13 protein-coding genes are annotated in these 15,182 nt (G+C 32.8%); 9 read left to right on the top strand and 4 right to left on the bottom strand.

What is annotated here, in order from left to right:
- Window position 1: 1 nt before the first annotated feature.
- Entirely contained in the window at window positions 2–910 is a 909-nt protein-coding gene (gene porD, locus OQ292_RS01360) for a type IX secretion system protein PorD (protein ID WP_284684253.1), read from the top strand.
- A 36-nt stretch (window positions 911–946) separates the two neighbouring features.
- On the opposite strand, the gene OQ292_RS01355 is transcribed toward porD, so the two are convergent.
- Window positions 947–1,384 (bottom strand): peptidylprolyl isomerase, encoded by a 438-nt coding sequence (locus OQ292_RS01355; protein ID WP_284684252.1) that lies wholly within the window; start codon window positions 1,382–1,384, stop codon window positions 947–949.
- 281 nt (window positions 1,385–1,665) lie between these two features.
- On the opposite strand from OQ292_RS01355, the gene OQ292_RS01350 reads away from it, so the two are divergent.
- The 6 genes from OQ292_RS01350 (at window position 1,666) to secG (ending at window position 8,636) form a co-directional block, all read left to right on the top strand.
- Window positions 1,666–2,067, top strand: coding sequence for a response regulator (locus OQ292_RS01350; protein WP_284684251.1), 402 nt, complete (start codon window positions 1,666–1,668; stop codon window positions 2,065–2,067).
- Window positions 2,068–2,337: 270 nt separating this feature from the next.
- Complete coding sequence (locus tag OQ292_RS01345) at window positions 2,338–4,413, top strand: tetratricopeptide repeat protein (protein ID WP_284684250.1); 2,076 nt, start codon at window positions 2,338–2,340, stop codon at window positions 4,411–4,413.
- A gap of 267 nt (window positions 4,414–4,680) precedes the next feature.
- Window positions 4,681–6,021 carry a sigma 54-interacting transcriptional regulator gene (locus OQ292_RS01340; RefSeq protein ID WP_284684249.1) on the top strand — a complete coding sequence of 447 codons (1,341 nt, stop codon included), beginning with the start codon at window positions 4,681–4,683 and terminating at the stop codon, window positions 6,019–6,021.
- A 2-nt stretch (window positions 6,022–6,023) separates the two neighbouring features.
- Window positions 6,024–6,545, top strand: coding sequence for an LptE family protein (locus OQ292_RS01335; protein WP_284684248.1), 522 nt, complete (start codon window positions 6,024–6,026; stop codon window positions 6,543–6,545).
- 216 nt (window positions 6,546–6,761) lie between these two features.
- On the top strand, window positions 6,762–8,237 hold the full coding sequence (locus OQ292_RS01330; protein ID WP_284684247.1) for a DUF8458 domain-containing protein: 1,476 nt from the start codon (window positions 6,762–6,764) through the stop codon (window positions 8,235–8,237).
- A 6-nt stretch (window positions 8,238–8,243) separates the two neighbouring features.
- Window positions 8,244–8,636 (top strand): preprotein translocase subunit SecG, encoded by a 393-nt coding sequence (gene secG / locus OQ292_RS01325; protein ID WP_284684246.1) that lies wholly within the window; start codon window positions 8,244–8,246, stop codon window positions 8,634–8,636.
- 51 nt (window positions 8,637–8,687) lie between these two features.
- Here secG and OQ292_RS01320 read toward each other — a convergent pair whose 3' ends face one another.
- Complete coding sequence (locus OQ292_RS01320) at window positions 8,688–9,179, bottom strand: hypothetical protein (protein WP_284684245.1); 492 nt, start codon at window positions 9,177–9,179, stop codon at window positions 8,688–8,690.
- Between the two features lie 263 nt (window positions 9,180–9,442).
- Here OQ292_RS01320 and OQ292_RS01315 point away from each other — a divergent pair, with 263 nt between their 5' ends.
- Together OQ292_RS01315 and OQ292_RS01310 are read left to right on the top strand one after the other, a co-directional pair.
- A complete protein-coding gene (locus OQ292_RS01315) occupies window positions 9,443–10,222 on the top strand; it encodes a phytanoyl-CoA dioxygenase family protein (protein ID WP_284684244.1) in 780 nt (259 codons plus the stop codon).
- Between the two features lie 394 nt (window positions 10,223–10,616).
- A complete protein-coding gene (locus OQ292_RS01310) occupies window positions 10,617–12,305 on the top strand; it encodes a serine hydrolase domain-containing protein (RefSeq protein WP_284684243.1) in 1,689 nt (562 codons plus the stop codon).
- A 66-nt stretch (window positions 12,306–12,371) separates the two neighbouring features.
- Here the strand turns inward: OQ292_RS01310 and acs are convergent, their stop codons facing one another.
- Together acs and OQ292_RS01300 are read right to left on the bottom strand one after the other, a co-directional pair.
- Entirely contained in the window at window positions 12,372–14,276 is a 1,905-nt protein-coding gene (gene acs, locus OQ292_RS01305; RefSeq protein WP_284684242.1) for an acetate--CoA ligase, read from the bottom strand.
- Window positions 14,277–14,399: 123 nt separating this feature from the next.
- Complete coding sequence (locus tag OQ292_RS01300) at window positions 14,400–14,780, bottom strand: hypothetical protein (RefSeq protein WP_284684241.1); 381 nt, start codon at window positions 14,778–14,780, stop codon at window positions 14,400–14,402.
- Between the last annotated feature and the right edge of the window lie 402 nt (window positions 14,781–15,182).

The raw sequence follows: 15,182 nt of genomic DNA, 5'->3' as shown, positions 1-15,182 counted from the left end.
CATGAATCTAGTTAAGTTTCGAATCGTCTTATCTTTATTAGTGTTCAATGTATTTTTTGTAAAAGCACAAGAACTACAGTGTAATGTTGAAATTAATTCGGAAAGGGTACAAACCCAGCAAACTCAGATTTTCGAAGATATGCAAAATGCTATCACAGAATTTATGAACACCACCAAATGGACAGATGATGAGTATGAGGAGAATGAGAAAATTAAATGCAACTTATTAATAATTTTAGGTTCTAATTCAACTGTAAATACATTCGAAGCAAATGTACAGATACAGTCATCTAGACCTGTATTTGGTACAGATTACGAAACACCTTTATTAAACTTTTTAGATAATAAGTGGGGGTATTCATATACAGTTTCTCAACCTCTTATTTTTGCTGAAAATACCTATAATTCTGAGTTAACTTCCTTATTAGCTTTTTATGCATATATAATTATTGGTTTAGATTATGATTCTTTCGAAAGGCAAGGAGGGACACCATATTTTAATATTGCAAGAAATATAGCTTCTCTAGCAGAGCAACAAGGAGGAGGAACTGGCTGGACATCTTTAGGTGATACCAGAGATCGTTATTGGGTTAGCGAAAATCTAAATAATGCTCAGTTTGTAGATTTTCGAGATGCAATTTATGATTATAATCGTTTAGGGCTTGATGTTTTTAATGAAGATCCAGATGGTTCGAGAGAAATAATTATGGGTGCACTTGAAAAGGTGGCAAAGGTGAGAGAAGTATCTCCAACATCTATAATGGTAAATACATTTTTCGATACAAAAGATGACGAACTCGTTAATATTTTCTCAAGAGGAGATATGCAACTAAGAGAACAGGCAGTAGAATTACTTACTAAAATAGATCCTACAAACAGTAATGATTATAAAAAGGCATTGAAACAATAAGATTCAATGCCTTTTTTTAGATATATATTCAGAAAATTAATCTTCGTGGATTAATATTTTCTCAATTGTATCACCTTGTTTGATTTTGTCAATTACATCATCTCCCTCAACTATTTTCCCAAAGCAAGTATGGTTTCTGTCTAAGTGTTGAGTTTGCTCGCGGCTATAACAGATAAAGAATTGAGAACCGCCAGTATTTCTACCTGCATGAGCCATTGAAATTACGCCTCTGTCATGGTACTGATTATCTCCATCAAGCTCACATTTAATTGTGTAACCTGGTCCGCCAGAACCATTTCCTACTGGGCAACCTCCTTGAATTACGAAACCAGGAATTACTCTATGAAAAGTTAAACCATCGTAGAAGCCTCTTTTAGATAGGTCTATAAAGTTTTTTACTGCTAATGGAGCATCTTTTTCATAAAACTCCAATTTCATTGTGCCTCTTTCCGTCACTATTTCTGCTGTTGCCATAAAATGTTGATTTATTGATAAAAAAGTTTAAGCTAAAAATGTTAAATATCAGAAAGTTAAGATGAATGTTTTTAACTTAAAAATTAAGGCATAAAACTAATTAAATAAATACAAACAGGGAAGTAGACTTATTGGATTTATGCAATAAAAAAAAGATTTTGATGCTAATAAAGAGTAAAATGCTTGTAATATAAAGATTCAATATATTACGTTTGAGAAATAAAATGTTAAACAACTTAGTTTAGCAAGGTAGTTTTTGCAAATACGCAACAATAAATTATATGGCTGTAGATCTTGTAATGCTTGTTGATGATAATGATACTGATAATTTTATCAACAAGCGTATTATTGAATTAACCAGTTTTGCCTACCGCATAGAAATTAAAAATTCGGGAAAAAGCGCGTTGGAATACCTGGAAAGTGTGATAGATGATCCAGAAAATTTACCGAATTTAATTTTTCTTGACATTAACATGCCAATTGTAGATGGTTTTGTGTTTTTGTATGAATTTGAAAAATTTGCAGATCTGTTAAAAGATAAATGTAAGATTATCATACTGTCAAGTTCAGACAATCAAAGAGATATTGATAAAATTATAAATAATAACTTAGTTGTAAAGTTTATAACAAAGCCGTTAACAGAAGAAGCACTTGCAGAAGTAGATCAAATTTTGAAAAATTAGAGGGAATTATATTTAACAAAAGATATTTTTAAATCTTTCTTTACTTTCAGTTGGTTATAAATATAAATTGTTGCTTTATAGAAGATTATACAAGTAAATTTCGGTTTAGAGTTAATAGTTCTTTATTTATTTGAGATTAACGAAAGATTTTTTTTAATTTCATGCAATAAAACTTGTATTTTTTTGTGATTGATTTGAACCTCGCAATCTTTTCTTATTCTTTATTTGAATTTTAAGAAGGTTCTTAAGTTTTTTTAACTAAATTTTTTAATGATGCTTAAGTATTTGTTCAGCCTGTTTTTGGTGGTATGCAGTCTGATTACTATCCCTGTTCTAGGACAATATTCATCTTCAGACTTAAAACAAATTAAGGCGCTTGCGAAGGCTGGAAATGCCCATGCTTTATATCAGTTAGGTCAGGTATATGAAAAAGGCTATGGTACTAGCATTAACTATAAGAAAGCCTTTAAATACTACGAACAGTCTGCAAAAAGTAAGTATGATTCTGCTCTTTTAGCATTGGGTAATCTGTATGAAACTGGAAATGGTACTCCTCAAAGCTACAGTTTTGCTGTAAACTACTATATGGCAGCGGCTGAATTTAAAAATTCTGTAGCATATTCTAAGCTAGGAAATATTTATTACACAGGAGCAGGAGAAGTGCCTAAAGATTCTAAAAAAGCTATAGATAACTACCTTAAAGCATTTGCTTTAGGAGATAAAAGTGTATTATCTAAACTGGATAAGTTACCAGTTGAAAATGATGCTAATAAGTCTCTATTAGGTTATATTTTTTACAGTGCAGAAAAAGGAAATGCAGAAAGTCTATACAAACTAGGCAAAATGTATGAGACAGGTAAAAATGGAGTAAGTAAAGATGAAGCAAAGGCTTTTAGAAACTATTTTGAAGCTGCAAATAAAGAATATCCGCCAGCTCAGTATGAGTTGGGTAAAATCTATACTTCAGGTTTAAGAACTACCAATGCCGACGTGCCAAGAAATATGAGATTAGCAGTGCTTAATTTTATAAGAGCTGCAAATGGTGGAGTAGAAGCAGCTCGAAAAGAACTTGAAGGCCTTACGTTAGATATTTATGTAGACAAAAATAACCCTGATTACATCGAATATATCTCGAAGAATGGTGGCGAAAATATGGGGGCGAGATATTTCTCTTTGTATAAAAATCATCTTACAGGAAAAGGTGTGGCAAAAGATGCAAACAAAGCTTTGGAATATTGCCAAAGAGCTGCATTAGAAGGCTATGTACCTGCTATGTTAGAATTAGGTGGATTATATTCTAAAGGTACAATAGTGAGTATGAATCAGGAAAATGCTTTTCAGTGGTATCAAGAAGCTGCAAACAATAAAAGCGATTCGGCTATGATCGTACTGGCTAACATGTATTCAAATGGCAGAGGTACTAAAATTGATACAGAAAAAGCAGTAAGATGGTATTTAAAAGCAGCTGGTTCAACTAAAAGCTCAATTGCAGGGCAAGCAATGTTTCAGCTATCAAAATACGATATTACAAGATATATAAATCCAGACGACCTTGATTATGTTAGTTACTTAGCTAATAAAGGTGATACAGAATCTCAATTAAGAGTAGCAAATTATTATTACAGCCAAGGTAGTGAGAAAGCAGTGCATTGGTTTAAAAAAGCAGCTGATAACGGTATTGTAGATGCGCAAAGAAATTTGGGATATATTTATCTTAAAGGTCAGCTAAATGTTATTCCAGATGTAAGGCAATCCGTTCAGTATTTTTATCAAGCGGCATTACAGAATGATGTTGAATCTATGAAGGAGCTGGCTATTTTGTTCTCTCAAAACCAAATTCCAGACGAACCTGATTTTTATTCTAAAGGATATGAATTGGCTCAGAAATATCTTCAGCTAACAGCGAATGATCCAACAAAGAGAGATACATTTATCTACAAAGTAATTGGAGATTTGTCTACTACTAATAAAGATTATAGCAATGCAATCGCATATTATACAGCCTTTATTAAATCTTACAAACCAGAGTCAAATACGCCATTAAAATTGATAAAAGCGATTAATAGTAGAGCAGTAGCTTATTACCTTTTAGGAGATTTAACTAGTGCATCTACAGATATATCAATTTGTTTGTTAGAGCTAGATCAGAATAGACAACATGCAGATGTAAGACAAGAATATGTGAAATTGAAGGGGATGTATCATTACCAAGAAGGTAGAATTGCTTATTCTGCAAATAATACAACTGCTGCTTGCGAAGCATTTTTAAAGGCAAGGCAATATGGCACAGAGCCAGAAGCTAAGTATTTACAAAATTGTTTAACGAGCCAGAGCAGTCGTTTTTAATAAAATTATTAAGATTTTAACAGAAGAACGTGAAGTAATTTAATTTTTAACCTTTTTTAAAGGTATCTAAAAAACTATTCTTCTAACTTTGAAGGTGTTTGAAATTGAATATTTTTCAATAAATCAAACACCTTTTTGTATGTAATTGTTTTTATCTTAAATATTTGCTGTTTTTTTTGGATGACTGTTTAAAATTGTGCATCATCAAAAAAAATAATTAGGAAAATCAGCAATTGAGGTACAGATAATTACCGAACTAAATTTTGCATGGAGACTCAGGAAATACAGGCAATAAAACAAAGATTTGGAATAATAGGGAATTCTCCTAGGTTAAACAGAGCAATAGAAATTGCAGCTACTGTCGCTGGAACAGAATCTAGTGTGCTAATAGTTGGAGAAAGTGGTAGCGGTAAAGAAACATTTTCTAAAATAATTCATCAGCTAAGTGCTAGAAAACATGGTGAGTTTATAGCAATAAACTGTGGTGCAATTCCTGAAGGTACAATTAACTCAGAGCTTTTTGGTCATGAGAAAGGTGCTTTTACGGGTGCTTCTGAAGCAAGGAAAGGATATTTTGAAGTGACCAACGATGGTACAATCTTTTTAGATGAAGTAGCCGAAATGCCGCCAGAAACTCAAGCAATGCTTTTGAGAGTGCTTGAATATGGAGAGTTTTTAAGAGTAGGTTCAAACAAAGTAAAAAAAACCAATGTAAGGGTAGTAGCAGCTACAAATGTTGATTTACAAGAGAGAGTGGCTCAAGGGAGGTTTAGAGAAGATCTATATTTTAGATTTTCGATAACTATCGAAGTGCCTCCACTTAGAGACAGAGGAGAAGATGTAGAACTGCTTTTTAGAAAATTCTCTATTGATTTTGCCGAAAGAAACCGTACTAAACCAGTTATTTTAGACCAATCTGCTAAGCAGCTTTTACTTAACTTCAGATTCCCTGGAAATATCAGGCAATTAAAAAATATTGTAGAGCAGGTTTCTGTATTGGCAAACGATAGATTAATTGATTCTAGGGCATTATCTGAATTTTTACCATCTGAGCATAGTAGTGCTCTACCAGTACTTTCAAAAGCTACTAATAACAATGGAACTGGTAATAACGATTTTTCAGAGCGAGACATACTTTATAAAGTTTTGTTCGATCTGAGAAATGGGATGGTAGACTTAGGAAAGGAGGTAACCGAGCTTAAAAAAATGGTACTAAACATCTTAGATACAGATGTGCCCAACAGCGAAGTTTATAAAGACAATAAACATCTTTTCCATAATATTCAGGAGCAACTATTTAAAGAGCAGATAGACAATGCGTCATTATTGTTACATGCACACAAAGATGATCATGATGACGATGATATGCCACCAAAGAAGTCAATAGATAGAGAAAGAGAGCAAAAAACATTTAAGTTAGACGATAGCATTGAAGACATCACGCATAAAATGGAAGATGAGACACTTTCATTAGAAAAGCTTGAAGTAGAGGCTATCAAAAAAGCACTTCAGAAAAACAACAATAAGCGTAAGTATGCAGCGCGCGATTTAGGTATTTCTGAAAGAACACTTTATAGAAAAATCAAACAATACGGAATAGAGGATTAAATATGTATATAAGACATCTTTTAATAATTACCTGCCTATGTTTTGCAATGGCAGGTTGTAGACAGGCACCAAGACTTACATTTACAGGTGCCACCATACCAGAAGGCGCATCAAGCTTTTCAGTAGCAAACTTTATGAACGATGCATCAGATGGTCCCGCTGATTTAGGTATTCGTTTTACAGAAGAATTAAGAGATTATTTTCAACGAAATACTTCATTAGAGCAAGTAATCGGAGCTGGAGATTTACAATTTTCTGGTAGTATAACCAGATACGATCTTAGTCCGGTTTCTGCTGGTGCTACAGAAACTCAAGGTGCTCAACTACAAAGACTTACCATTGCTGTTAAATATGATTACATAGTTTTACCAGACGACGAAAAAAGCATAGAGAATGGCAGTGCTTCACAATTTTCTGATTTTAGTGCTAGTCAAAACTTAGCTGATGTTGAAGATGAGTTGATCGATGAAATATTTGAACAAATAATATTTGATATTTTTAACAGAACTCTTGCCGATTGGTAACTATATTTGTTCAGAGTATTTTTTTTATAACGCATTGTAGTATTCCAATATCAGTAATTGACAAACTTGAAAATAATACAATTTTATTATCGTTGATTACTGAAGCATACCGACTGATGAAATATGCTAATAATCAGTAAGTTATTTTGAAAATATGCTATATTTATGTATATTTTTTAATTCTTACATTTACTTTATTTTTTAAAATTGTAAGTTGTGAATCCTGATAGGCTTAAAGATCTACTAGAAAACCCTGATAAAGTTAATTCTGAAGACTTATCCGCATTAGAAGATGTGTTAAGGCAATTCCCGTATTTTCAAGCTGCTAGAGTTTTAGCTGCTAAGGCTGCCGGAACATCTAATTTTATTAAAAGTGCAGCTACATATTCTGCAGATCGAAAATTATTAATGAAGCTCATTAATGGCTCATTCGATCAGGATTTTAATATGCCAAACCTAGATGATCTTGAAATACAATCAGGTGTAAATGCTTTTGATCATTTAAAAGAAGAAAGCGAAGAAACTCAGGAATTTTCGCAGTTAGACGAAACTGAAGAGCCAGATGTTCATTCCTTAATAGATACTTTCGAAAAGGAAACTGACGATGAGGAAAAAAACGATCCTTATACTTTTGAAAGTGATTCAACTCAAGAAAATGAAGAATCTGAAGCAGATGATTTTATAAAAAATCAATATAATGATAGCTTAACTAGCGATTATTCTGCAGAAGATTTTAATCTTCCGGATTACAATTATAATTTTGGCGAAAATAAAGAAGAAGAAAAGGAAGATACTTCAAATGATTATAACTTTACGAATGAAGATAATTCTTTTTCTGATTGGGATATAGACCAAGAAAAGGAGGACGACTCTAAACCCGAAATTTCTGATATCGAGAGTTCTTATGATACTGAATCAAATTCTTCTGATGCCATAGAGCAAAATGACTCAGATAGTAATGATCAGTTTAGGAACGAATTAATGGAAAGTCTTGAAGATTTAACAAGAATAAGAAAAGCGGCTTGGGCAGAAGAGCAAGAAAAACTTGATGTTCCTGAACAAAGCCAACCAGAGGTAAATGAACCGGAAATAGAAGACTCTGAAGAAACAGAACAAACATTTACTGGAAAATGGGAGAGTTTAGAGGAAGAATCGGAAAAAGAAGAAGATAACTCAGATGCTTTAGTAAATCATTTTGATACCGAAGATGATTTAGCTTTAAACACTGATGAAAATGTGGCAATGGTTGAGGAATTTCAATCAGAAAAACCAAAACATGTTGCTGAGAATAAAAGAAATACTGAAACAATAACTGATAGTAATTTAATGTTTGACGATAACCTTTTTGAGTTAAATCATCTGATTGTTGAGGATGAAGAGGGGAAAGTAAAAAAAAAACAACCTGAAATGGTGAATTATCAGCATGAGGTAATCGATCGTTTTATCAATACTATTCCTGAATTAACTGCCCAGGACCACGAAAGCAGAGAATATTCACACCTTGCGAGAGACCTTTATGATAGAAGTGTTCAAGCCGACACTTCAAAAATGACAGAGACAATGGCCAAATTAATGGTCACTCAGGGAAAATTACCTAGAGCTATTGAGATTTATGAACACTTGATGTTGAAAAATCCAGATAAAAAAGCTTACTTTGCAACTCAAATAGAAAAGGTAAGAAAAGATATTTAAAAAGATATGGCAACATCTATTATTGTTTTAATAATCATTGTATGTATATTGTTAGTTCTACTTATCTTGGCTCAAGATTCTAAAGGATCAGGTCTTACTGGTAATATTGGAGCAGCAAGCCAGATAATGGGTACAAGAAGAACAACTGATTGGATAGAAAAAGCAACTTGGGGATTTCTTGTAGCTTTATTTGTTCTTTCTCTTGGAGTTAATGCTTCAATTGAGAAAAGAACTGGACCTAACTTTACTTCTCCAAACATCGAGAAAGCAAAGAGTGAGGCTATTCCATCTACAGGATTAGAATTACCAGAAGCTTCTGACGAGAACTCAGATGCAATCGAAAGTACTGATACTGAAGATTTACTTGATGTTGAAGAATCAGGTGATTCAATCCAATAAAAAGTACTTAAAAGATATTTATTTTAGGGATAGTTAAAAACTATCCCTTTTTTATTTGCTTAATAATTCTCCTGTAAACTCTTCATTAAATAGCTCATCTATATAGACTGCTCTTGTATTAGCATTGTAATTATCTGTGCATTCTCCAATTCCACTTCTCATTAGACTAATACAAGTCCCATCATTGTTTAATGCTTCTCTATGGTCTCTAAATAAATAGCAGTGGCCAAGTTCATGAAATATTACAAACTCTTTATTTTTATCGCTGCTACTATTCCAATAAGTTAAGTCTATTTCTAAATGACTTTGTCTTAAAGGGTTAAATCTACATTTTCCAGCTACATGCTCTTCTTCTAAATCTATAATTTCTCCTGTAATTCCAGCAAAACGAAGGTCAACTTGGATGCTTCTTTTTAAAGCTTCTTCTTCAAATCTGTTAAAATAAATCCATAGTTTTTCATCTACTCCATTATATGGTTCTATTACCTTCGTATTTGCCTGTGTAGGAGAAACTTCGGGTGTTTCCGAACAAGATATAATCATTAAGAGAATGAATAAAAATGCAAAAAATAAGAAGTTGTTTATGAAACTGTAGAAAGCTGTTTTCTTATTAATTTGAAATAGCATAGCCGATTTTATCTAAGTTGTAATAGATTGATTTAAAAAATCAAGTAGCTAGTAAAATCAATTAAGTCAGATTGATTGAGGGTATTTAAGAAAGGAATTAACGCTGTATTTAAATAGTTTCTGTGGTTTACTCAGTAGTTTTTTTGTACCTTAAATAACGGTTTATAAAAATGGTAAATATGAAAAACTACTTGCAAAATCTAGGTGTTACAGAAAGCATACTCACCATAAGTGAGAAACAATTTTTAGATGATAACGGATATCTTAACCTAGGAAAGATATTATCTGATGAACTTTTAAATTCTGTAAGAGAAGTAATAGATTCTTTATTAGTAAAAGAAGGTCTACTTGCTGGTGCAGAATTAATGGATTCTAAATACATCAGGCATCCAAAAGAAGTAGGGGCGGATAGACTTGCCGATTTAGTAAATAAACATTCGATATTTGATTTATTTTATACACACCCAAGAGTATTGGCTGCGGTAGCTCATGTTTTAAATAGTAGTGTCAAACTTTCATCTTTAAATTATAGAGCAGCTATTCCAGGAAGTGGTTTGCAAAATTTGCATGTAGATTGGCATGAAACCGTTGATTTGAGCGATTTTAAGGTATGCAATTCTATTTGGTTATTAGACGACTTTTCCAAAGAGAATGGTGCTACTAGAATTGTTCCGGGTACTCATTTGTTAAGTGAACTACCACAAGATGTTTTGAAAGATACAAAAGATTCGCATGAAAATGAGATTATAATTAATGCACCAGCAGGAAGTGTCTTTATATTTAATTCTCATGTTTGGCATGGTGGAACAACCAATAATTCGAGTGCAGCAAGAAGAGCTATACATAGTTATTTTTGCAGAAGAGACCAACCGCAACAAATAGATCAAAAGAGATATATCACTTCCGAAACCAGAGAGAGAATAAGTGAAGAGGCTAGATTTATTCTCGATATTGATTGATTTTTTTTGTAAAAAAATCACACTCAGTTAAAAAGAGATTGAATTAAATAATAGATAAGGATTTATACAGGAATTTGTACTTCTATTTCTGCATTTAACCTTTTATGTTTAAATTGATTCTTAAACTTTAATTGAATAATTGCAATTAGAGTCATTTACTTACGTCTGTTTGTATAATCGTATAAAATTAACCAGATACTTTATAAAGCAATGATGCTTTATCTTGGAAAAGCTATCAGTACTATTATCTAAAATCAACTAACGAGCAGACATCTTCAGCTAATTTCAGCACTAACTCGACTATAATTTTATACATCTTACTTCTTCTGTATCAGTAGATAACATCAATGCAGCTGTGCGGAAATTTTTTAAGAGTAAGTAAACTAAATGCTGTATGAAGAGCCTTAAATTTCAATATCTACTTTTATTTTTTTCATTATTTACATTCTCTTTTTCAGTTTTTTCTCGGCAGCTATCTAAAGACTCTCAAGATCGATTAACAAAACTTTTAGAATCTTTTGATCAAAAAAACGCACCAGGATTTGTGCTAAAAGTGGTTAGAGATGGAGACGTCCTTTTTGAGAAAAATGCTGGTTTGGCAAATCTCGAAACCAAAGAAAAAAATAATGACGAAACTGTTTTTAGAGTAGCGTCACTTTCAAAGCAATTTACTGCAGCTTGCATGCTGCTACTAGAAGAAAAAGGTTTAATAAACCTAGACGATCCTATTAGTTTATACTTCCCTTCTTTTCCAGATTATGCAGATGAAATTACCATTAGACATTTAATACATCATACAAGCGGGTTAAGAGATTTTTTTAAACTGGCAGATTTGTCGGGATATAATGAAGACGATTTTAATTCTGAAGAAGCAGTATTAAATATGATTGTGCGTCAGAAAAAGTTAAATTTTGCACCGGGTGAAGATATGCTTTATAATAACTCAGGTTATTTTTTATTAGCGAGAATTGTGAAAGATGTATCTGGTAAGTCTATTGGCGATTTTGCAAATGATGAGCTTTTTAAACCGCTGGGTATGAGTAGTACTCAATTTTTTAATCAAGAAACATATAAAGTAAAAAATAGAGCATATGGTTATTCATTAGGAGATTCAGATAAATATGAATTGGACGAATCTAATTTAATGATTACTGGTGATGGAGGATTGTTTACCACAGTAAATGATATGGTAAAATGGCTCGATAACTTTTATGTAAACAAATTACCAATTACAGATTTTGACAATAGGATGTACGCCAAAGGCAAATTAAATGATGGTACTGAGTTAAACTACGCATTTGGTTTAGAACATGCTGATATTATGGGAATCGACTGCATAGAGCATAGTGGAGCGTATGTTGGTTTTAAATCAGCGGTTTTAAATATTCCACAGAAAAAATTGGCAATTGTGTGCTTAGGCAATTTATCTAATCTGCAACCAGAACAGATTTGTAGAAAAGTTGCTGAGATAATATTAGAAGAAGGCTTTAAAAAGCCAGAAGTTACTCAAGAAAGAAAACCTTTACCATTTGAGCGCAGGGCGATTAATATACCTGAAAAGACCTTTGAGGTTTATAGTGGAAAATATGAGTTAGGAAATGGGCAAATTCTTCAATTTTATACTGAAAACAACCGCTATTATGTAGATATAATCGGGCAGACAGTAATCGAATTATTCCCCGAGTCTATCATGAGTTTTTTTGTGAAAGAAACAGACCTTTCTTTTTCATTTATTACTGATAAAGAAGGCAATGCTATTTTGGCGATATTGAGTATCAATAATAAAAGATTGTTGGCCAAAAGAGTTAATACTACCACTGGTATGAATAATAAAGAAATGGTTGATTATGTAGGAGCTTATTATAATGAAGAATTGGATGTGGTGTATAAATTAATGATGTTAGACAAGAAGTTATTCATACAGATAGGAAATAAGCCATTCGAAGAAATTGGAATGATTAAACAGGATAAAATGATCTTAGGTGAGGGAATGGCCGAGTTTCACAGAGATGGCAAAGGTAAAGTTGCTTCTTTCTTATTAGAAGCAGGCAGCGTAAAAGATTTGTTGTTTGTAAAAAGATAAAGGCCGGAAAATCCGACCTTTATTTTAATAGATGAGTGATATTTCGATTAATTAATTTGAAAGCAATTAGCTAATTGCTCCCTCTTTAATGCTTTCTACGATACTTGGATCGAGTAGCGTTGAAGTGTCTCCCAAATTAGAAGTATCACCTTCTGCAACTTTACGAAGTATACGACGCATAATTTTTCCAGATCTTGTTTTAGGTAAACCTCTAACAATTTGTATTTTATCAGGTCTAGCAATTGGTCCGATTTCTTTTACAACCATACTTGAAATACCTTTTTTCAATTCTTCCATGCTATATTCTTCAATAGCAACTGGGTCGCAAATTACATAAGCATAAGTACCTTGTCCTTTAATTTCGTGTGGATAACCAACAACCGCAGATTCTATAACAGCTGAATACAGGTTAATAGCATTTTCAATTTCTGCGGTGCCAAGTCTATGACCAGAAACGTTGATTACATCATCAACTCTACCGAGTATTCTATAGTAACCATCTTCGTCTCTACGGCAGCCATCACCTGTAAAGTAATATCCCTTGTAAGTAGAGAAATAGGTGAATTTGCATCTCTCATGATCTCCCCAAGTAGTTCTAAGTATAGAAGGCCAAGGATGTTTGATACAAAGGTTTCCTTCAACACCTCTACCGTCAATTTCTTTACCTTCCGAATCTAGTAGTGCAGGTTGAATGCCTGGTAGTGGCAAAGTAGCATAAGTTGGCTTAGTAGGTGTAACACCGGCAATTGGAGAAATCATCATACCACCAGTTTCGGTTTGCCACCATGTATCTACGATAGGGCATTTTCTTTTACCTATATGTTCATAATACCATTGCCACGCTTCTGAGTTAATAGGTTCGCCTACTGTACCTAAAACCTTAAGTGAGCTAAGGTCATGAATATCTACATTTTCTAGTCCTTGAGCCATTAATGCTCTAATAGCTGTTGGGGCAGTATAAAACTGATTTACCTTGAATTTGCTTATAATTTTCCAGAATCTACCTGCGTCAGGCCAAGTCGGAATACCTTCAAACATCAAAGTAGTTCCACCAGCTAATAATGGACCATAAACAATATACGAGTGTCCGGTAATCCAACCAATATCTGCTGTACACCAATAAGTATCTCCTTCATCGTATTGAAATACATTTTCGAAAGTGTACTTAGTGTAAACCATGTAACCACCGGTAGTATGTACAACACCTTTTGGCTTACCTGTAGAGCCTGAAGTATATAATATGAATAATGGGTCTTCTGAGTCCATTACTTCAGCTTCGTTTTCAGTACTTACTTGTTCTAATGCTTCGTGTAACCAAACATCTCTGCCTTCTTTCATATAAATTTCTTCACCGGTTCTTTTTAATACAAGGCAGGTTTCTACAGAAGGACAAGCATTTAGAGACTCGTCAACAACTTCTTTTAAAGGTATTTGCTTTGCTCCTCTGTAAGCAGTGTCAGCAGTAATTACCATTTTTGCATTGGCATCTTCAATTCTGCTAGCTAATGCATGAGAAGAGAAACCTGCAAATATAACTGAGTGAATAGCTCCAATTCTGGCGCAAGCTAAAACAGAAAAAGCCAACTCAGGTACCATTTGCATATAAAGGCAAACTCTGTCACCCTTTTTTACTCCATAAGACTTTAGCACATTTGCCATCTTACACACTTCTCTGTGCACATCAGCATAGGTGAAAGTGATTGGTGCTTCATGCGGATCGTTTGGTTGCCAAATAATTGCAGCTTGGTCTGCTTTAGTTTCTAGGTGTCTATCTATACAATTTTCAGTAATGTTTAATTTACCCCCAATAAACCATTTACAGTAATAGTCTTCAAAGTTCCAATCTAGCACTTGATCCCACTTCTTTTTCCATGTAAACTCTTCAGCAACATTACCCCAAAATTTACTTGGGTCTTCTACACTTTCGCGGTATGCTACTGAATAATCTTCTAGATTCTTTATTCTGCTCATTTTTTTTAAGAGTTTATAGGTTTGTCTTTTAAATTAATTTCTTAGTTGTTCATACAACAATTTGATTGATGAACTGTCATTTATTTTTCAGGTCTTGTTTCAAATAATTAAGTTTCTTTCATTTCATATTTCAATTTTTTGGGTTCCAGAAAATAATTTGCCTGTAATCAATTCAGGCGTTGAGTAATGCAAATTGTAAAAAAAGTTTAAAGTTGACTTGGTGAGTTCTGCAATTCTATTAGAGAAATACAATACTGTATTTTCATAACATCGCCTACAGAATTGATAAATAGTTATTATTTCTGTTTTCCATATAATTAGTTTTCCAGAAACAGTTAGTGATTTACTTAATCTGTTTGCAGGAAATAATCTTGAGATAATAGCTAATGCCAAAGAGTGGTGGTATACTGTTGAGGTAGTTACTGTTGTTAGAGAAGATCGAAAGCCTTCAGTATGATTTGTTATTGATAGTGTTTTGATAATATAGCTAGTTTGAAAGTCCATTATTTTATATTCAGGTTATTACTTTTAATTCATTTTTGTAAAATTTAAATGAATATGAATAACAACTTTACTGAGTACTTAAAAAGGTAGGCAGAAGAAATGCGAAAAAAATAATTGCTATTCGAGCAGATTTTGCAATTGAAAAATGGGTGTATAGTTCTCTTAGACATGGATTCCCATTCAACCTTTCACAATCATATTTACCAGTTTAAATAACTCGTAAGTTATTTTCTAATTTATCTACTATTTTACAAAATAATGATCTAACTATTAAACCGTATAACATTATTTTTTTTGAGAAAGTGAAATTCTTTGTGTTTTTAACCCAGTTTTTCTTGAGAGTGAACTACTTCCTTAGTCAAACTACCCATTTTTATTTAAACAATTTTTAAGGTTGGTGGT

This window comes from Chondrinema litorale (assembly GCF_026250525.1).
Classification (GTDB): Bacteria; Bacteroidota; Bacteroidia; order Cytophagales; family Flammeovirgaceae; genus Chondrinema; species Chondrinema litorale.
The sequence above is the reverse complement of the archived record's forward strand: the minus strand, read 5'-3'. Positions and strand labels throughout refer to the sequence as shown.